This is a genomic window from Wenyingzhuangia aestuarii, assembly GCF_011927765.1.
GTDB classification, from domain to species: domain Bacteria; phylum Bacteroidota; class Bacteroidia; order Flavobacteriales; family Flavobacteriaceae; genus Wenyingzhuangia; species Wenyingzhuangia aestuarii.
The window spans coordinates 221,590-240,571 of sequence record NZ_JAATJG010000003.1; the positions used below are offsets into that span (position 1 = coordinate 221,590).

An 18,982-nucleotide genomic window follows, 5' to 3' on the forward strand; every position below is an offset into this window, starting at 1 on the left:
ATGGAACCTAAAAACTTAGAAAGGTTATACCAAGAAAAATTGAAGGATTTAGAAATGAATCCTAACCCTGTGGTATGGAATAAAATTGAAAGTTCTTTGCTAGCACAGCAAAACTCTACAAAAGGAATTCTTTGGTACTGGACCTCTGGAACCATTGCAGTAGTATTACTTCTTGGATTTTTTATCATCAAACAAAATGCTTTACAACCTATTTACAGCCACGTATATTTAACACAAACAGATAGTGTTTTAACTCCAAAAACAACGGTAAAAGATTTAAATATTAATATTTCAGCCACCTCAACACCCTACAAGAAAAAAGCTAAAAATCATCAGCTTAAAAAAGAAAAAACGCAAGCTGTTCATTCCAAAAACATAATTGCAGAAAAAACATTTGCTCCTTTACAAAACAAAAAAACAAGTGCTACATTAAAAAAGCTATCAAAAGAAAAAACAATTGTAAGCACTAAAAAAGAACCTCTTTTAAACTTCCAAAAGGATAAGCCCTTTTTAGCTCAAAAAACTCTTGCAGATTCTAAAACCAATACAAAGATTGCGAATAACAAATCGTCTAAAAAGGAATGGAGTATTGCTCCAATTATTTCACAATATTACTACGGTGCTTTTTCTAACAATTCCCCTGTAGACAACAGGTTAGACAATGCTAAAAAAACAGGACAACTATCTACTTCTTACGGTGTAAACGTTGCCTACCAAGCAACTAACAAAATAAAGATAAAAACAGGAATTCATAGAATTAGTTTGCTTCAAACTACAGATGGAAATTTAGTATCAGGAATACAAAGAACCTCTTCTTTTGCAAACGCAAGCAAACAAGCTCCAAGCAAAAGCGCATTAATGCTAGATAATACATCCGCTAATTTTGACAGTAAATCTGAACTTACTTTTATTGATAATTCCAGCAGTCAACTAGAACAAAGTATAGGTTACATAGAAATTCCTGTAGAAGTTAATTTTAGCATTTACCAATCTAAAAAATTTAAAATGTTTGCCGTTGGCGGACTTAGCACCTTATTTTTAACAGAAAATAATTTGCAAATACAGAGCGGACAATTTTCTTTTTCAGAAGGAGAAGCTAACAATTTAAACAACTTAAACTTTAGTTTTAACCTTGGGACAGATTTTGAATATCATTTTTCTAGCAAGTGGTTTTTAAACCTTGCTCCGTCTCTAAAAATTCAGACACAAACATTTAGTACCTCTAACAACAACCCATATTTAATTGGAGTTTCAACAGGTGTTAATTATAAATTCTAAACTTATGAAAAGTATTATTTTCCTGTTTACAGCTCTTTGTCTGCTTTCTTGTTCCCAAAAAGACGATCAAGAAAAAGAAATAAAAGAAGTTTACAACAACGGCACTGCCTTTAACACCTTTCTAAACAACAGCAAATTAGTAGTTACAGATAAAGAGGGTGTTTACACCAAAGAATCTGCCATTGAAACCGGAAACAATATTGTTTTTGAACACAAATTTGTTGCAGATGACGAAGAAGGTATAGCCGATGATGAGTATTATGAAATTATCCGTTTTGAGATTAATGCCAATCTTACCCAATTTTCTTATGCCAATAAAGCATTAACCAACATAAACCCAGTGCTATCTAAATATTGTTATTGTTACTTTCCTACAAGTCCAGAAAAATCTGTAGCTCCTACAGGGAGTGTAACGGGAAAAAAACAATCTAACAATAAATGGGAAATCAATCTAAATCTTGTTTTTTATGGAGATGAGGCAAGAAATATTACAGAAACGTTTACCTTAAAAAATTAGAATCTAAATTGTTTACACAAATCCCACAAAACAACTCCTGTGGTTACCGATATATTTAAAGAATGCTTGGTACCAAATTGAGGAATTTCTATACAGTAATCACAAGTATTTATAACCTCTTGCTGTACTCCTTTTACTTCGTTACCCATTACAATAGCGTACTTTTCTGATGATTGAACACTAAAATCTTGCAACTTTACACTGTTTTCTGCTTGCTCAATAGCTGCGGTTACAATTCCATCTGCTTTTAACTTATCAATCAAGGTTAATGTATCTTCTACATATTCCCATTCCACAGATTCGGTAGCTCCTAAAGCCGTTTTATGAATTTCTTTGTTTGGAGGAACTGCTGTAATTCCACACAAATAAATTTTCTCAATGGCAAAAGCATCACTAGTTCTAAATACAGAACCAATGTTATTTAAACTTCTAATATTGTCTAAAACAACAATCAAAGGTGTTTTTTCTGCCACTTTAAAAGCGGCCACATCTAATCTATTTAATTCGTTGTTTTTAAGTTTACGCATCTCTTTAAATTTAAGAAGTCTCAAAATTAGGTTAATTTCCGCTAAAAGTGCATAAATTGTCAATAGAACCTTAATAACTTTTGCTTGTATCTTTCATCAGTTTCTTTAAAAAATTTAATTTCGCCTAGAATCCCAAAAAATCATCATTGTGGCTAAAACCAAAGTAAAAAAAGAAACTCCTTTAATGAAGCAGTACAACGGTATTAAAAAAAAATACCCAGATGCTATGTTGCTTTTTAGAGTTGGTGACTTTTACGAAACTTTTGGAACCGATGCCATTAAAGCTGCTCAGGTACTAAATATTACCTTAACCAAACGTGGTGCTGGTAGCGATTCTGAAACTGCCTTGGCAGGATTTCCACATCATTCCTTAAATACCTATTTGCCTAAATTGGTAAAATCTGGTTTGCGTGTGGCTATTTGCGATCAGTTAGAAGATCCTAAAATGACCAAAACCATTGTAAAACGAGGGGTTACAGAATTGGTTACACCGGGTGTTGCTTTAAATGATGAAGTACTACAATCTAAAAACAACAACTTTTTAGCGGCAGTACACTTTGGAAAAAAAGAATTAGGAGTTTCTTTTTTAGATATTTCTACTGGAGAATTTTTAGCAGCTCAGGGAGATGCTAGTTATGTAGATAAATTATTACAAAACTTTGCTCCAAGCGAAATTTTGGTAGAAAAGAAAAACAAAGTGTTTTTTAACGAAACCTTTGGAGATAGATTTCACACCTTTTATTTAGACGATTGGGTTTTTCAGATAGAATTTGCCACCGAAAATTTATTAAATCACTTTAAAGTAAATTCTTTAAAAGGATATGGAGTAGAAAACTTATCAGAAGGAATCATTTCTTCTGGAGCTATTTTGTATTATTTATCAGAAACGCAGCACAATCAACTAAATCATATTACAAGCATTCAGCGTGTACATGAAAACGACTATGTTTGGATGGATAGATTTACCATTCGTAACCTAGAATTGTATCATTCTACCAACGAAAATGCCGTTACACTTTTAAGTATTATCGATCAAACCAACTCTCCTATGGGAGCTCGTTTGTTAAAAAGATGGTTGGCTTTACCTTTAAAAGAAGCTAGTCAAATTACCAAAAGACATGAAGTAGTAAACTACTTTATGAATCACGATGATTTTTACAAAACCACAGAATATCAAATTAAGCAAATTAGTGATATAGAACGTTTGATTTCTAAAGTGGCTACCGGAAAAATAAACCCTAGAGAAGTTACTTACTTAAAACAATCTTTAGATGCTATTATTCCTATAAAAACAGCAGCTCAAGAAAGTGATAACATCACCTTAAAAGCTATTGGAGAACAATTACAGGATTGTACTTTATTAAGAGAAAAAATTGCCACTACCCTAGTAGCGGATGCTCCCGTGAGTATTAATAAAGGAAATGCCATTGCTCCTGGAGTTTCTGCTGAATTAGATGATTTAAGAAACATTTCTAATTCTGGAAAAGAATATTTAGAAAATCTTTTAAAACGAGAAACCGAACGCACAGGAATTACCTCTTTAAAAATAGCCTTTAACAACGTTTTTGGATATTATATAGAAGTTAGAAACACCCATAAAGACAAGGTTCCAGAAGATTGGATTCGTAAACAAACCTTGGTAAATGCAGAACGTTATATTACCGAAGAATTAAAAGAATACGAAACCAAAATTTTAGGTGCCGAAGAAAAAATTGCCCAATTAGAACAACAATTATTCTCTGGATTAATTCAATTTTTAATTGATTACATTCAACCTATTCAGCTAAACGCTAGCTTAATTGCTCAGTTAGATTGTTTGTGCGGTTTTGCAACCTTAGCTATTAACAACAGCTACGTAAGACCTAGTATTGATGAAACTACCGAAATTGAAATTAAAAACGGTCGTCATCCTGTTATTGAAAAACAATTAGGTTTTGGAGAAGAATACATTGCCAATGATATTGTTTTAAACAGAAATCAGCAACAAATTATTATGATTACCGGACCCAACATGTCGGGTAAATCGGCCATATTAAGACAAACTGCCTTGATTGTTTTGTTAGCTCAAATGGGAAGTTATGTACCTGCACAACAAGCCAGAATTGGTGTGGTAGATAAAATATTTACACGTGTTGGTGCTAGCGATAACATTTCTATGGGAGAGTCTACTTTTATGGTAGAAATGAATGAAACGGCTAGTATTCTAAACAACGTATCAGAACGCAGTTTAATTTTATTAGATGAAATTGGACGTGGAACCAGTACCTATGATGGTATTTCTATTGCTTGGGCTATTGCAGAATATTTACACGAACACCCAAGTCAGGCAAAAACATTATTTGCTACACATTATCACGAATTAAACGATATGTCTAGCACCTTTGCTAGAATTAAAAACTTTAACGTTTCTGTAAAAGAATTAAAAGACAAGGTAATTTTCTTGCGTAAACTAACTGCTGGGGGTAGTGAGCACAGTTTTGGTATTCATGTAGCTAAATTAGCCGGAATGCCACAAGCCGTAATTCACAGAGCCAATAAAATGTTGACTCAGTTAGAAAACAGTCACGGATTAGAAAACAACAAAGCAAAAATTGAAAACGCAACTCAAGAAGACGATTTTCAATTAAGTTTTTTTCAGCTAGACGATCCTTTGTTAGAAGGTATTAAAGATGAAATTTTAGCAACTGACATTAACAACCTAACCCCTGTAGAAGCGTTAATGAAACTGAACGAAATTAAACGAATGCTAATAGGCAAGTAACTATATTATGATCACTATTATTGAATACCTAAATATTTCTGGATCTTTTGTTTTTGCCATTTCAGGAGCATTAATTGCCATTAAGAAAAAACTAGATCCTTTTGGAGTTTTAATAGTTGCTTTTATTACAGCTGTTGGCGGAGGAACTTTAAGAGATATTTTATTAGCCAAAGAAGTCTTTTGGCTCTATAACACCTCTATGCTTTATGCCGTTTTTACAGGAGCTGTACTAGCCATGTTTTTAAAAAACAAATTAGATTTTTTCTCTAAACCCATGTTTTTTTACGATGCTTTAGGTCTTGGTTTATTTACCATTACTGGAGTACAAATAGGTATACAAAACCAACTAGACAACTCCATTTGTATTTTACTAGGAACGGTAACAGGTGTTTTTGGTGGAGTTTTAAGAGATGTGGTTGTAAACAGAATTCCTGTAATATTTAAAAAAGAAATTTATGCTACTGCTAGTGTATTAGGTGGTTGTTTGTATCTTTTATTACTAAAACTAAACGTACCCAATCCTTACTCACAAATTATTCCTGTGCTATTTACTATTATAATTCGTTTAGCAGCTGTTTATTTTAAAGTTTCACTTCCAACTATTTACAAAAAACAACATGGTTAACAATTTAGAACAAGGTTATTTTGGTATTGGTATTTATAATGGTAAAACTCCTGAAAACCTAGGTGTTTTATGGAGATCTGCTCAAAACATGGGAGCAAGTTTTATTTACACCATAGGAAACAGATATGCTAAACAAGCTTGCGACACACACAAAGCCGTAGGTGCTATGCCTTATTTTCATTACGATAGTTTTGAAGAGTTTTACAAACATTTACCCAAAAGTGCTGTGTTGGTGGGAGTAGAATTAGATGATAAGTCAGTTCCGTTAGAAACGTTTCAACACCCAAAAAGATGTGTTTATTTGTTAGGAGCAGAAGACCACGGTTTATCTAAAGAAGCTATTGATAAATCACATTTTTTAGTTAAATTTAAATCAACCTTAAGCTTAAACGTAGCCGTTGCTGGTAGCATAGTAATGTACGACAGAGGAGCTAAAAAACCAATCAACTTATAATGAAGCCTTTCTTTCGTTTTCTAAAATCAAAACAAATGCTTTTGATTCTTGCTACCGGAATAGTAAGTATCATTTTATGGTATACCTATATCTTTTTTAATAGTTTTCAAAAACAAGAAGCTATTAAAATGGAAATACTAGCAGATGCTTATTTTCAATTTAACAAAGCCTCTAACAATGAAGACATTAGTTTATTGGTAAAAATTATAGAGAACAACAACTCTATTCCAATGATTGTTACAGATGCTAAAGACCATATTTTATTAGATCAAAACATTACATACAAAGAAGCCAACAAACAAAAGGTTCTTTCTAAAAGATTAGAGGAAATGAAAAAAGTTCATCCTCCTATTGTCATTAATATTTCAAAAGATAAAAATCAATACATCTACTACTCCAATTCCGAAATATTAAACAGATTACGATTTTATCCACTAGCACTTGCTGCCATCTTTATTATTTTCCTTTGGATTATTTATACTGTTTTTAATGCCTCTTCTGTTTCTGATAAAAACAAATTATGGAGTGGAATGGCTAAAGAAACAGCACATCAAATAGGAACTCCACTATCCTCTTTATTAGGTTGGGTAGCCATTTTACGTTCCGAAAAAATAGACCAGAGCTATGTAGATGAAATTGAAAAAGATGTAGAACACTTAAATATTATAGCCAATCGTTTTTCTAAAATTGGTTCAGAACCTGTATTAGACTCCCACAATCCTTCTAAAATTATTGAAGACACTATTAGTTATTTTAAAACTAGAAGTTCTAAAAACGTGGTTTTTAACTACAACAAACCAGAAACCACACTTTCTGTAAAACTAAACAAAGACTTATTTGGGTGGGTACTAGAAAACATTATTAAAAATGCTATTGATGCTATGTTAGGTAAAGGAAACATAGACATTCAACTACTAGATACTCCCAAAGAAATACAAATCTTAATTACCGATACTGGAAAAGGAATTCCTAAAAACTTACATAGAAAAATATTTGAACCTGGCTTTACCACTAAAGAACGTGGTTGGGGCTTAGGACTCTCTTTAACTCGAAGGATTATTACCCAATACCACAACGGAAAAGTATTTGTAAAACAATCTCAAAAACACACTGGAAGTACTTTTCAGATTAATATTCCTAAATAAAAAAGGAGCTCATAAGACCTCCTTTTTTATTGTTTTCATTTACAAATAACTTGCTATTTTTTCTGCCAAGGCTTTAAATTCAGCTTCGGTTAACTTTACTTTTTTTCCAAAAGTAGCATCTGCCATTTCGTTTAAAGGAACCAAATGCACATGTACATGTGGTACTTCTAAACCAATAACAGACAAACCAACTCTTTTACAAGGCACTGCTTTTTCTATAGCAGCCGCAATAGTTTTAGAGTACTGAAATAACTTTGTATATAAATCATCTTCCAAATCAAAAAGTTTATCTACCTCTTTTTTAGGAACTACTAACGTATGTCCTGCTGCATTAGGATTGATATCTAAGAACACAAAAAAATCTTCGTTTTCTGCTATTTTGTACGATGGAATTTCTCCTTTAATTATTTTTGTAAAAATGCTCATGCTTGTAATCTTATTTTATTGGGTCATCGAGCGAAGTCGAGATGTAATATCATTTAGAAAGTAAAAAGTTCTCGACTCCGCTCGAACACCTTAAAAATTTATCTAGAAATCTCAACAATTTCAAACTTCATCACTCCATTTGGAGCCTGAATTTCAGCAATATCACCTTGCTTATGCCCTAACAATCCTTTTCCTATAGGAGAATTTACAGACAATTTTCCATTACGAATGTCTGTTTCAGAATCGGCAACCAACTGGTAATTAAACTCCATACCGTTAGCTACATTCTTTAATTTCACCTTAGAATGAATTAAAATTTTAGAAGTATCCAATTGAGATTCATCTAAAATACGAGCATTTGCTACAACATTCTTTAATTTGGCTATTTTTAATTCCAACAAAGACTGCTCTTCTTTGGCTGCATGGTACTCTGCATTTTCACTTAAATCTCCTTTGTCTCTTGCCTCTGCAATTTCGTTCGTCACTCTAGGACGTTCTACTTGCTCTAAAAATTCTAACTCTCCTTTTAATTTCTTAAGTCCTTCTTCTGAATAATATGATACTTCACTCATCTTCTCTAAATTTTTATAACACAAAAAAATCTCATTACCACTTTGGAAATGAGACATACACAAAGATATAGAAATTATTGGAAGCTAAAAAATTCTGTATCTTTACCTCATAAATTTTATACACAACTATCCCGTGATTAAAAAAATCATCTTATTTACCCTATTTATTGCACTAACAGCTTGTACCAAGCAAGGGTTTAACCAACAAAACACCATGGTACCTAGAAAAGCTGTAAACATAAAAATTTTTGATCCAATTACTAACAGTGCTGGTGTTGGTGATTATACCATCATTAAAGATCAAGGCTACCAAGGAATCATTGTATTTAACCTAGGTAGTGATCTTTATACTGCTTTTGATTTAGGTTGTCCTTATATTAACCCTAATGAATGTCAAACTCCTATGACTGTTGAAAACGGAACTGGCCAAATGTCTTGTGCCAATTGTAGCAATGATGATATTTCTTTTACTCAATACCAAACAGCAGTAACAATTGAAGAAGGTGGTGTTGAAAAAACATATGCACTAAGACAGTACTCTGCTTTTTTAGAAGGAGGAGGACTTAGAATCACTAATTTTTAAAAGTGTAGATTCCCTCATTTATTTGTACTTTTGTGCCCAAATATTACTCAATGGAAAATTATTTTTCTTCTAGCTTTAAATTGGGAGTCCTTGGTGGAGGTCAATTAGGAAGAATGCTTTTAGCAGAAACTCAAAAATTTGATGTTCATACTTGTATTTTAGACAGCTCTAAAGATGCTCCTTGCGCACCTTATTGCAATGAATTCTTTTTAGGAAATTTATTAGACTATAACGATGTTTATAATTTTGGTAAAAAAGTAGATGTGCTTACTATAGAAATAGAGCACGTAAACATTAAAGCTTTATACAAATTAGAAAAAGAAGGTGTAAAAGTGTATCCGCAACCTCATGTAATTGAGACTATTCAACACAAAGGAAAACAAAAAGACTTTTACAAAAAAAATAACATTCCAACCTCACCACACCAAAGATTTAGTTCTTTAGCAGAGTTAAAAGCTGCCAACCTAACAGATTTTCCTTTTGTTTGGAAAGCTGCTCAGTTTGGTTACGATGGTATGGGGGTTAAAATAGTTCGCTCTATAGACGACCTTAATAATTTACCCGATGCAGACTGTATTGTAGAAGATTTAATTCCATTTAAAAACGAATTAGCAGTTATTGTTGCTAGAAATGCTGATGGAAAAGTAAAAACATATCCTGTAGTAGAAATGGAATTTCATCCAGAAGCTAACCAAGTAGAATACGTAATTTGTCCTGCTCGTATTAGCGATGAAGTTGCTGCCAAGGCAAGAAGAATTGCTATGAATGTTGCCAATTCTTTTAAACATGTTGGTTTGTTAGCTGTAGAAATGTTTCAAACAGAAAATGACGACATTATTATTAACGAAGTAGCTCCAAGAACACACAACAGCGGACATTATAGTATAGAAGCATCTCACACCAGTCAGTTTGAACAACATTTACGTACAGTATTAAATTTACCTTTAGGAAACACCGAAAGTAAATTAGCCGGTATTATGGTAAATTTAGTAGGTGCAGAAGGTTACGAAGGAGAAGTTATTTATGAAAAAATTACCGACATATTAAAGATTGATGGAGTAACTCCACATTTATATGGTAAAAAAATAACCAAACCTTTCCGTAAAATGGGACACGTTACCATAGTTAATAAAGACATTAACGTAGCTCGTAAAACAGCAGAATTGGTAAAGAATACCGTTAGAGTCATTAGTAAATAACAATTAAACATTAAGTCAAAAGATTTAAAGATAAAAGTCAAAGATTTTTTCATAACACACAAAATAATTTTACTTTTTACCTTTCCTCTTTTTACTCTTAAAAACACAATACAATGAAAGTAGCCATCGTAATGGGATCTGATTCAGATTTACCAGTAATGCAACAAGCTATAGATATTTTAAAAGAATTTGAAATTGAAGTGGAAGTAGATATTGTATCTGCACACCGTACTCCAGAAAAATTGGTAGACTTTTCTAACAACGCACACAAAAGAGGTGTTTCTGTAATTATTGCAGGTGCTGGAGGTGCAGCTCATTTACCAGGAATGGTAGCTTCTATGAGTCCGCTACCTGTAATTGGAGTTCCTGTTAAATCTAGCAATTCTATTGATGGTTGGGATTCTATCTTATCTATTTTACAAATGCCAGGAGGTGTTCCTGTAGCAACTGTAGCTTTAAACGGAGCTAAAAATGCAGGAATTTTAGCAGCTCAAATTATTGGAGCTACAAACAGCACTGTATTAGATACTATTGTTGCTTATAAAGAAAGCTTAAAAACTAAAGTAATAGAAGCTGCAGAACGTGTAAAAGCTTCGCAAGAATAAACTTTTTTGATTAAGTTTATAGCTCTAAAAAATCGATCCGCTAGGAATGAAAATAACAGAACGAATTCAACAACCTATTTACCAAGAAATGGCGGCCTTTGAAAACAAATTCAAAGAAGCCATGGCAACTAAGGTGCCGTTGTTAAATCGTATTACGCATTATATTGTTCGCAGAAAAGGAAAACAAATGCGACCAATGTTTGTCTTTCTAGTGGCCAAAATGGTTTCTAACGGAGATTTTAACGAACGTACCTACCGTGGTGCGGCTATTATTGAATTGATTCACACCGCAACTTTGGTGCACGATGATGTGGTAGATGATAGTAACAAACGTAGAGGTTTCTTTTCTATAAACGCACTTTGGAAAAACAAAATTGCTGTTTTAGTAGGTGATTTTTTATTATCTAAAGGATTGTTATTAAGCATAGACAATGATGATTTTGACATCCTAAAACTAATTTCTATCGCTGTGCGAGAAATGAGCGAAGGGGAGTTGTTACAAATTGAAAAAGCAAGACGTTTAGATATTACCGAAGAAGTATACTTTGAAATTATCCGTCAAAAAACAGCTACACTAATTGCGGCTTGTTGTGGAATTGGTGCTGCTTCTGTTGGGGCAGAAAAAGAAGAGGTGGAAAAAATGAGACGATTTGGAGAATACATTGGTATTGCTTTCCAAATAAAAGATGATTTGTTTGATTATTCAGATGCTCAAATAGGGAAACCTACAGGAATTGACATTAAAGAACAAAAAATGACACTTCCTTTAATTTACACCTTAAACACTTGTACAGATAAAGAACGTAAATGGTTAATAAACTCTGTTAAGAACCATAATACAGATAAAAAAAGAGTAAAAGAGGTTATTCAATTTGTAAAAGACAATAACGGATTAGAATACACAATTACCAAAATGCACGAGTATAAAAACTTGGCTTTGGAAATTTTAAACACATATCCTCAATCTGAATACAAAGATTCTTTACAAACTATGATTGATTACGTGGTAGAACGTAAAAAATAATCATTCTGCCAAAATCCTCTAACTTTTTAAAGGATAGTTCACTAAATTAGTTTTATACGGTTGGTTGACTAATGAAAGTAATACACATCCTTCTTACTTTTCTGTTTTTCTATAGTTCTTACGGGCAAATAGTGAATAAAAACCGTGTGTCTAAAATACTCACTACTAGTATAGATACCATCAACCTAGAAAAGGTAGCCATTAGCCCTGTTAACTTTAACATTAAAAACAAACAAGGTCAATTAATTTCACCTACCAAATACTTTGTCAATTTTCAGAAAGGACAATTGTATTTTTACACTCCAAAACCTCAGCAAATAAAGGTTAACTACTTTAAATACCCTGATTTTTTAACACAAAGCTATAGTCCTTTTGATAAAAAACTCATCATTGCTAAAGCAACTCCATCTGCTCAAACTTATTCTTTAAAAAAAGAATATAACAAGAGCGATTTTTTTGGAGGTATTAATACTTATGGAAATATTACTCGAGGAATTACCGTAGGAAACAACCAAGGATCTGTGTTAAACTCTGGATTAGATTTACAGATTACCGGAAATTTATCAGAAAACTTAAAAATTAGAGCTAGTATTAAAGACTCCAATGTTCCGATTCAAGAAAACGGGGTTTCACAGAACATTAATGAGTTTGACAGAGTGTTTATTGAATTGTTTACAGATACATGGAACTTAAAGGCTGGAGATGTAGATTTAACCAATCAGGACAGTTATTTTTTAAACTTTACCAAAAAAATTAATGGAGCCAAGTTAGATGTTGTTTTAGACCATGGAGATCAAAAAACAACAGTTACTGCTTCTGGGGCTTTGGCCAAAGGACGATTTAACACCCAAAACATAACTGCACAAGAAGGAAATCAAGGTCCTTACAGATTATTAGGAGTTAACGGAGAACAAAACATTGTTATTATTTCTGGAAGTGAAGTGGTGTACGTAAATGGTGTACAACTAAAGAGAGGAGAACAGTACGATTACACTATTGATTATAACATTTCTGAAATTACTTTTAATCCTACATTTCCCATTAACTCATCACAAAGAATTATTGTAGACTATCAATACAGCGATCAAAACTACAACCGATTTGTAACCCACGATGGTGTAAAATATGAAACCGAAAAATTTAGCATTGGAACTTACTTTTACAATGAAAATGATGTAAAAAATCAGCCTATTCAGCAGAATTTAAGTAATGATCAAAAACTTATTTTACAACAAGCAGGAAATGACCCTAATCAAATGATTGCTCCTAGCGCACAAATAGCTGCTTACAATGAAAACAGAATTCAATACCTTATAAATAACGAAGGAAATTTTGAGCAAAGTAACAATGAAAACCAAACACTATACAATGTAACTTTTAGTTTTGTAGGTAACAACAACGGAAATTACATTATTAGTGAAACCGTTGCCACAGGTACTATTTACGAATATATTGCTCCTATAAATGGAGTTCCACAAGGTAACTACGCTCCTATTACCCAATTGTTTGCTCCAACTAAAACACAAATGGCCGTAGTAAATACTGCTTATAAAATTAGTGAACAATCTTTTGTAAATGCAGAATTAGCCTATAGTAATAATGACCAAAACTTGTTTTCTACCTTAGATGACCATCAAAATAAAGGACTAGCTACTACCCTAACCTGGCAGCAACAAATTAAAACGGGTACATGGAATAGTTCTAACCTTTTTGAAGGTGATTTTGTTCAAAAAACATTTAATAACATTGAAGGTTTGTACAATGCTGAATTTAATAGAGACTGGAATATAGATGTAAATTTAACCCCCAATTTTTTGGGTAATCAAACCTATGTAAGAAATACATTTGTGTTGGAAAAAAACAACTCTCAAAAAATTTATTTAAACAGTGCTTATCTAAATCTAGGAGAAGCATTTAAAGGAGTTAAAAATGGAATTACCACTTTAAACTCTGTAGGAAAAACTACTTTGGCTACAGAAACTAGTTATTTAAAAAGTACAAATAGTACCGAAAAAGGAACCTTTTTAAGACATGAATCTAATCTTAAATACAACTTAAAAAAAGCCTGGTTACAAGGACTACTAACCTATGAAAACAATCAGCAACAAAATGAACAAACCCAAGTTTTTCACCAAAATAGTCAGAAATATATTGCTACCGGAATGCATGTAGGTTTAGGAGATTCTACCAAAGTATATTCCAAATTTGGTTACACCATTACACAAATAGACAGTATTAAAAACAATCAACTAACAAGGGTACAAAACACCCAAAACTACACGGTAGAAAGCCAATTAATTAAAACCAAACAAACCTCTTTAAATACATTTGTTAACTACAGAAAGGTACATCATTTATTTTCTGATGATGTAGATGTTGTGAATGCAAGAACACTCTACAACCAACAATTATTTCATGATATTATTCGTTTGTCAACGGCTTATGAAACAAGCTCTGGGAGTACCGCTCAACAAAACTTTACCTATATAGAAACAGAACCCGGACAAGGATATTATTATTATTTAGGAGATTTAAACAACAACGGTAAAAAAGATTTTGATGAATTTGAAGTGGCACAATTTACAGATCAGGCTAATTATTTAAGAGTTGTTTTGCCCAATCTTAACAGAATTGCTACACAAAAGGCAAAACTGAGCCAATCTGTGTTTGTTAATTTTCTTCAATACAGTAATCACAGTTCTAAATGGCTACAAACCTTGTCTCATTTCTCAAACCAGTCTAGTATTTTAATCAATAAAGATCAACTTAAAAAAGGAAAAAAATTTAACATTAATCCTTTTAACACCACTGGTGATGATGTGGTAGGTTTGCAACAAAATATATTTACAAGTCTTTATTTTAATAGAGGTTTACAGCATTATAGTACCACCTATACGTATCAAGACAATCAAAATACGCAAAACATTTCGTCAGACATTCAGGTGGCAACACAACAATCTCACGAAATAAATTTTCAGCACAACATTCAGAGTTCTTGGGTATTGGGAGCCATTGTAAATACAAAGAACAACAAAAACACTAGTAAAGAGTATGCTAGCAGAAATTTTAATATTGCATCACATAAAATAAATCCCTCTATCAACTTTTTAAAAGATGAGTTTTCTACACTTAAAACCAGTTATTCTTACAGAAATGAGAAAAATAAAATTGGAGAAGAAGCGTTAATAAGTCATGATTTTGGAATTAACTACACCTATAACAACCTTGGAAAAGGATCTATTTTAGCAAGTCTAAACTTAATAGAGAACAAGTACACAGGACCCGTTAATACTCCGGCATCTTATAGAATTTTAGAAGGTTTGCAACCTGACAGAAACTATACTTGGTCTTTAATTGTACAAAGAAAATTAACCGAATTATTGGACTTAAGTATTAATTACAACGGAAGAAAAAACACAGCAACAAACACCATTCACGTTGGTAGTGTACAATTAAGAGCTAACTTTTAAAAGCAATTAGGCAAGCTCATAGAAATGCGCTATTTTTGACGTGTAAAAACAAAAAAGCATGAAAAAAATACTTTTCTTATTTATCTTATTCATCACCTTGGGTGCAAACGCTCAAAACAACCAAATAAAGGTAGATTTATTTGATATATTGGTTCTAAGAACCCTAGATGTATCGTACGAAAATCAATTAAATGATGAAGCTTCTATTGGTTTGTCTGTATTCATCAATTTTGAAGATAAAGATGCTAAGTTTAGATATAACGAAGATTTTCAGATTACTCCATATTTCCGTCAATACATTACCAATAGTAATGGCTTTGACTTTTTTGGGGAATTATTTGGAACCTTAAACTTTGCGGAAACTGAAGAAAAAACAGAAAATGATGTAGTGGTAGAAGAATCTCAAAACTATTCAGACTTTGCCTTAGGATTAGGTGCAGGTGGAAAACATGTTTCTAAAAATGGTTATGTTTTTGAATTTAATGTAGGAGTGGGTAGAAACCTATTCAACTCTAAAATATCTCGCCAGTTTGTTCCTAGATTTGGAATTAGCGTAGGAAAACAATTCTAAAACCTAAAAATGAACGCTATCCGTAAGCAATACTCACTATCAGAATACCCAACTATTATAAAAGAGTTTTTAAAATGGCTGGTTTTATCTGTTGTTATTGGTACGTTGGTAGGTGTAGCTTCGGCTGCTTTGTTAGCCTCTTTAAACTGGTCTACAAACTACAGAGAAGCTAATAAAGTTATTATTTGGTTATTACCAGTTGGAGGTTTGTTTGTGGGGCTTTTATACCACTACTACGGACAGTCCGTTGCTAAAGGAAATAATCAATTATTAGAGGAACTAAATACTCCCAAAGATATTATTCCTTTTAAAATGGCTCCTTTTATTTTTATAGGAACTGTTGTTTCTCATTTATTTGGAGCTTCTGTAGGACGTGAAGGTACTGCTGTGCAAATTGGAGGAGCTATTGCCGATCAGTTTTCGGGTTGGCTAAAAATGAACAAATCCAATCGTAGAATTATTATACTAATGGGAATTAGTAGTGGTTTTGCAGGTTTGTTTGGAACTCCATTGGCTGGTGCTGTTTTTGCCTTAGAAGTTTTATTGATTGGTAAAATAAAATACAATGCTATTTTGCCTTGCTTGTTGGTTGCTGTGGTTGCTAACTTTGCGTCTAGAGAAGTAGCTCATTATTTACACGTACCCCACACAAATTATGTTATAAACTTAGTTCCCAAATTAAGCATTAGCACTTTTTTTTGGTGTGTATTGGCTGGAATTATTTTTGGAATTGTAAGTACTTTTTTCTCTAAAGGAGTTCACTTTTTTAGTCAATTTTCTAAACTTATTAAATATCCTCCACTAAGACCTGTTGTAGGTGGAACTGCCATTGCTGTACTTGTTTATTTTATTGGAACCAAATACATAGGATTAGGAATTCCTACCATTTTAGATTCTTTTGTTACAAGTATGCACAGTTACGATTTTGCTATAAAATTAATTTTAACCACTTTTTGTATTGCCTTTGGTTTTAAAGGTGGAGAAGTAACTCCCTTGTTTTTTATTGGAGCTACTTTAGGGAGTGCTTTGGCCTTCTTTTTTCCTTTACCAATTGGTTTGCTTGCCGGAATGGGATTTGTAGCCGTATTTTCTGGTGCTACCAACACCCCTATTGCTTGTACGCTAATGGGAATTGAATTATTTGGTATGGATAGTGGAGTTTATATAGCCATTGCCTGTGTAACCGCTTATGTATTTTCGGGTCACACAGGAATTTATACTTCTCAAATTGTGGGTACTTCTAAAACTGACAAATACACTACAGAAGAAGGAAATACTTTAGGAAAAATTGATCGAAAATAAATTTACCTAAATTGATTTTTAATAACATCTATCACTCTTTTTCCTTGTGGTGTAAACGTTTTTGATTTGTTTCTAAACGTGGTTTCTGTTAAATGCCACTTCCACAAAAAGCCTCCTGCAAACCAATTATGATTGTAAAATGTTTTGTACAAAGCTTTATAAGCATTGGCTTGAGCTTGTTCATTTACAGCATATATTCCATTGCTCCCCCAAGTATCTTTGGTATTAAAATCACAACTTTCAAAACCATATTCTGTAAGCAAAATAGGCTTGTTATTCCTTTTGCTTAGTTCATGTAAATTCTGTTTTATAGGTTGCCAAGCTTTAATTAATTCATCAACACTAGGCTCTTTTTTATTGGACAGTGTGTAATAAGCATCTACCCCAATATAATCTAATTCTTGCCAAAAATTTACACCTTCTGCATTGTCCCAATTGGCTGCGTAAGTTAGTTTTCCTTTGTAGATTTGTTTTACTTTTTTAATTAATTCCTTAAAAAATAAAGGTCTTTTTAACACTACTTGTTTTAACTCTGTACCCACACAAAACAATTCTACCTGTTGTTCTTGTGCTACTTTGGCATAGCTTAAAATATAATCCGTGTATTCTTTTTCCCACACCTCCCAATCTTGTTCTGTTTCTAGCGTAAAATCTCCTATCCACCCTTTTCTATGCCATACATGGGGTTTTAAAAACACTTTTAATTGCTGTTTTTTTGCAAAATTAATCATAGCCACAACCCCTTCCGTTTTTTCTCCCCACCACTGACGGTCGTGATCAAAATAAACATTTGGAGCTGTATCTTTAGAAAAAGCAAACGGAATAATAGCTACCCAATTGGCATTAATTTGATGTAAATCCACAAAAGGAACCTCATTTACAGATTTTGGAGGAGACACCAAACTAACTCCATTTATTTTTTTTTGAGAACAAGACACTACAGTTAACAAACTAAAGACAATAAACAGATACTTTTTACAAAACTTCATTTCTATGATTTTTAAATCGATTTAAAATTACTCAAAAACATATCGATACTTATCTTTGCTACAAATTTTATACAAATGATTTTTACAGACACCCATACCCACTTAAATAGCGAACAATTTGATGAAGACAGAAATGAGATGATTCAACGTGCTATAAACGCAGGTGTACAGCGTTTGTTTATTCCTTCTGTAGATTCTGAATACACTCAAAGTATGTTTAACGTTTCAGAGGCTTTCCCAAACAACGTACATTTAATGATGGGGGTTCATCCTACACATATTAAAGAAAATTATAAAGAAGAGCTTAACATAGCTCGTGAATGGCTAGAAACAGGAAAATTTGTGGCCGTGGGGGAAATTGGAATGGATTTGTATTGGGACGATACGTATGTAACACAGCAAAAAGAAGCTTTTAAGATTCAGGTACAATGGGCTAAAGAATTGGGATTGCCAATTAACATACATTGTAGAAATGCTTTTAAAGAAGTTTTTGACGTTTTAGAAGAAGAAAAATCTAACAAACTATTCGGAATTTTTCACTGTTTTACAGGAACCTTAGAAGATGCTAAAAAAGCGATTGGATACAACTTAAAATTAGGAATTGGTGGAGTTGCTACTTTTAAAAACGGAAAAATAGACAAATTCTTAGCCGAAATTCCTTTAGAGCATATTGTCTTAGAAACCGATGCTCCTTATTTAGCCCCTACTCCTTTTAGAGGAAAAAGAAATGAATCTGCCTATGTAATTAATGTAGCCGAAAAACTAGCTACCATCTATCAGAAAAGCTTAGATGAAATTGCAGCAATTACCACACAAAACAGTATAGATGTTTTTGGAGTGTAATATGTATCTACTCAAAAAACATCAAACAAATTCTGTAACAACAAAACTCTTATTTACTACCACAAATCTTTTAAAACGGGACTTGTCCTAA

General features: G+C 32.6%; 18 protein-coding genes. 14 read left to right on the plus strand and 4 right to left on the minus strand.

Annotation, left to right across the window (positions count from 1 at the left end; genetic code table 11):
• A complete protein-coding gene (locus GGR97_RS04450) occupies positions 1-1,278 on the plus strand; it encodes an outer membrane beta-barrel protein (RefSeq protein WP_167897311.1) in 1,278 nt (425 codons plus the stop codon).
• A 4-nt stretch (positions 1,279-1,282) separates the two neighbouring features.
• On the plus strand, positions 1,283-1,795 hold the full coding sequence (locus GGR97_RS04455) for a hypothetical protein (protein WP_167897312.1): 513 nt from the start codon (positions 1,283-1,285) through the stop codon (positions 1,793-1,795).
• Here the strand turns inward: GGR97_RS04455 and GGR97_RS04460 are convergent.
• Complete coding sequence (locus GGR97_RS04460) at positions 1,792-2,322, minus strand: RNA methyltransferase (RefSeq protein WP_167897313.1); 531 nt, start codon at positions 2,320-2,322, stop codon at positions 1,792-1,794. The genes GGR97_RS04455 and GGR97_RS04460 overlap by 4 nt on opposite strands.
• A gap of 184 nt (positions 2,323-2,506) precedes the next feature.
• Between GGR97_RS04460 and mutS the strand changes: the two genes are divergently transcribed.
• Genes mutS through GGR97_RS04480 form a run of 4 tightly spaced genes read left to right on the plus strand, consistent with a single transcriptional unit; the run spans position 2,507 to position 7,307 of the window.
• Positions 2,507-5,083: a DNA mismatch repair protein MutS gene (mutS, locus tag GGR97_RS04465; protein ID WP_209272319.1), complete on the plus strand. Its 2,577-nt coding sequence runs from the start codon at positions 2,507-2,509 to the stop codon at positions 5,081-5,083.
• A 7-nt stretch (positions 5,084-5,090) separates the two neighbouring features.
• Positions 5,091-5,708: a trimeric intracellular cation channel family protein gene (locus GGR97_RS04470; RefSeq protein WP_209272318.1), complete on the plus strand. Its 618-nt coding sequence runs from the start codon at positions 5,091-5,093 to the stop codon at positions 5,706-5,708.
• Positions 5,701-6,162 (plus strand): RNA methyltransferase, encoded by a 462-nt coding sequence (locus tag GGR97_RS04475; protein ID WP_167897315.1) that lies wholly within the window; start codon positions 5,701-5,703, stop codon positions 6,160-6,162. Before GGR97_RS04470 ends, GGR97_RS04475 begins: the two co-directional genes overlap by 8 nt.
• A 35-nt stretch (positions 6,163-6,197) precedes the next feature.
• Positions 6,198-7,307, plus strand: coding sequence for a sensor histidine kinase (locus GGR97_RS04480; protein ID WP_245229448.1), 1,110 nt, complete (start codon positions 6,198-6,200; stop codon positions 7,305-7,307).
• Between the two features lie 39 nt (positions 7,308-7,346).
• Here the strand turns inward: GGR97_RS04480 and GGR97_RS04485 are convergent, their stop codons facing one another.
• On the minus strand, positions 7,347-7,733 hold the full coding sequence (locus GGR97_RS04485) for an HIT family protein (protein WP_167897317.1): 387 nt from the start codon (positions 7,731-7,733) through the stop codon (positions 7,347-7,349).
• 98 nt (positions 7,734-7,831) lie between these two features.
• Positions 7,832-8,305, minus strand: a complete 474-nt coding sequence (gene greA, locus GGR97_RS04490) for a transcription elongation factor GreA (RefSeq protein WP_167897318.1) — start codon at positions 8,303-8,305, stop codon at positions 7,832-7,834.
• A gap of 133 nt (positions 8,306-8,438) precedes the next feature.
• Between greA and GGR97_RS04495 the strand changes: the two genes are divergently transcribed.
• The 7 genes from GGR97_RS04495 (at position 8,439) to GGR97_RS04525 (ending at position 17,059) form a co-directional block, all read left to right on the plus strand.
• Positions 8,439-8,888, plus strand: coding sequence for a hypothetical protein (locus tag GGR97_RS04495; RefSeq protein WP_167897319.1), 450 nt, complete (start codon positions 8,439-8,441; stop codon positions 8,886-8,888).
• 50 nt (positions 8,889-8,938) lie between these two features.
• Complete coding sequence (locus GGR97_RS04500) at positions 8,939-10,087, plus strand: 5-(carboxyamino)imidazole ribonucleotide synthase (protein ID WP_167897320.1); 1,149 nt, start codon at positions 8,939-8,941, stop codon at positions 10,085-10,087.
• Between the two features lie 113 nt (positions 10,088-10,200).
• On the plus strand, positions 10,201-10,692 hold the full coding sequence (gene purE / locus GGR97_RS04505; protein WP_167897321.1) for a 5-(carboxyamino)imidazole ribonucleotide mutase: 492 nt from the start codon (positions 10,201-10,203) through the stop codon (positions 10,690-10,692).
• 46 nt (positions 10,693-10,738) lie between these two features.
• Entirely contained in the window at positions 10,739-11,716 is a 978-nt protein-coding gene (locus GGR97_RS04510) for a polyprenyl synthetase family protein (protein WP_167897322.1), read from the plus strand.
• 146 nt (positions 11,717-11,862) lie between these two features.
• Complete coding sequence (locus GGR97_RS04515; RefSeq protein ID WP_167897323.1) at positions 11,863-15,186, plus strand: hypothetical protein; 3,324 nt, start codon at positions 11,863-11,865, stop codon at positions 15,184-15,186.
• Positions 15,187-15,244: 58 nt separating this feature from the next.
• Positions 15,245-15,757, plus strand: coding sequence for a DUF3575 domain-containing protein (locus tag GGR97_RS04520; protein WP_167897324.1), 513 nt, complete (start codon positions 15,245-15,247; stop codon positions 15,755-15,757).
• 9 nt (positions 15,758-15,766) lie between these two features.
• Positions 15,767-17,059: a voltage-gated chloride channel family protein gene (locus GGR97_RS04525; RefSeq protein WP_167897325.1), complete on the plus strand. Its 1,293-nt coding sequence runs from the start codon at positions 15,767-15,769 to the stop codon at positions 17,057-17,059.
• Positions 17,060-17,061: 2 nt separating this feature from the next.
• Here GGR97_RS04525 and GGR97_RS04530 read toward each other — a convergent pair whose 3' ends face one another.
• Positions 17,062-18,048 (minus strand): glycoside hydrolase family 113, encoded by a 987-nt coding sequence (locus GGR97_RS04530; protein WP_167897326.1) that lies wholly within the window; start codon positions 18,046-18,048, stop codon positions 17,062-17,064.
• Positions 18,049-18,123: 75 nt separating this feature from the next.
• Between GGR97_RS04530 and GGR97_RS04535 the strand changes: the two genes are divergently transcribed.
• On the plus strand, positions 18,124-18,891 hold the full coding sequence (locus GGR97_RS04535) for a TatD family hydrolase (RefSeq protein WP_167897327.1): 768 nt from the start codon (positions 18,124-18,126) through the stop codon (positions 18,889-18,891).
• Positions 18,892-18,982: the final 91 nt, after the last annotated feature.

What these genes read in the sequence shown, in the direction of transcription:
- GGR97_RS04535 (WP_167897327.1), top strand. Translation starts at nt 18,124, where the DNA reads ATGATTTTTACAGACACCCATACCCACTTAAATAGCGAACAATTTGAT.
- greA (WP_167897318.1), bottom strand. Translation starts at nt 8,305, where the DNA reads ATGAGTGAAGTATCATATTATTCAGAAGAAGGACTTAAGAAATTAAAA.
- GGR97_RS04500 (WP_167897320.1), top strand. Translation starts at nt 8,939, where the DNA reads ATGGAAAATTATTTTTCTTCTAGCTTTAAATTGGGAGTCCTTGGTGGA.
- mutS (WP_209272319.1), top strand. Translation starts at nt 2,507, where the DNA reads ATGAAGCAGTACAACGGTATTAAAAAAAAATACCCAGATGCTATGTTG.
- GGR97_RS04470 (WP_209272318.1), top strand. Translation starts at nt 5,091, where the DNA reads ATGATCACTATTATTGAATACCTAAATATTTCTGGATCTTTTGTTTTT.
- GGR97_RS04520 (WP_167897324.1), top strand. Translation starts at nt 15,245, where the DNA reads ATGAAAAAAATACTTTTCTTATTTATCTTATTCATCACCTTGGGTGCA.
- GGR97_RS04485 (WP_167897317.1), bottom strand. Translation starts at nt 7,733, where the DNA reads ATGAGCATTTTTACAAAAATAATTAAAGGAGAAATTCCATCGTACAAA.
- GGR97_RS04455 (WP_167897312.1), top strand. Translation starts at nt 1,283, where the DNA reads ATGAAAAGTATTATTTTCCTGTTTACAGCTCTTTGTCTGCTTTCTTGT.
- GGR97_RS04475 (WP_167897315.1), top strand. Translation starts at nt 5,701, where the DNA reads ATGGTTAACAATTTAGAACAAGGTTATTTTGGTATTGGTATTTATAAT.
- GGR97_RS04530 (WP_167897326.1), bottom strand. Translation starts at nt 18,048, where the DNA reads ATGAAGTTTTGTAAAAAGTATCTGTTTATTGTCTTTAGTTTGTTAACT.
- GGR97_RS04510 (WP_167897322.1), top strand. Translation starts at nt 10,739, where the DNA reads ATGAAAATAACAGAACGAATTCAACAACCTATTTACCAAGAAATGGCG.
- GGR97_RS04480 (WP_245229448.1), top strand. Translation starts at nt 6,198, where the DNA reads ATGCTTTTGATTCTTGCTACCGGAATAGTAAGTATCATTTTATGGTAT.
- GGR97_RS04460 (WP_167897313.1), bottom strand. Translation starts at nt 2,322, where the DNA reads ATGCGTAAACTTAAAAACAACGAATTAAATAGATTAGATGTGGCCGCT.
- GGR97_RS04450 (WP_167897311.1), top strand. Translation starts at nt 1, where the DNA reads ATGGAACCTAAAAACTTAGAAAGGTTATACCAAGAAAAATTGAAGGAT.
- purE (WP_167897321.1), top strand. Translation starts at nt 10,201, where the DNA reads ATGAAAGTAGCCATCGTAATGGGATCTGATTCAGATTTACCAGTAATG.
- GGR97_RS04525 (WP_167897325.1), top strand. Translation starts at nt 15,767, where the DNA reads ATGAACGCTATCCGTAAGCAATACTCACTATCAGAATACCCAACTATT.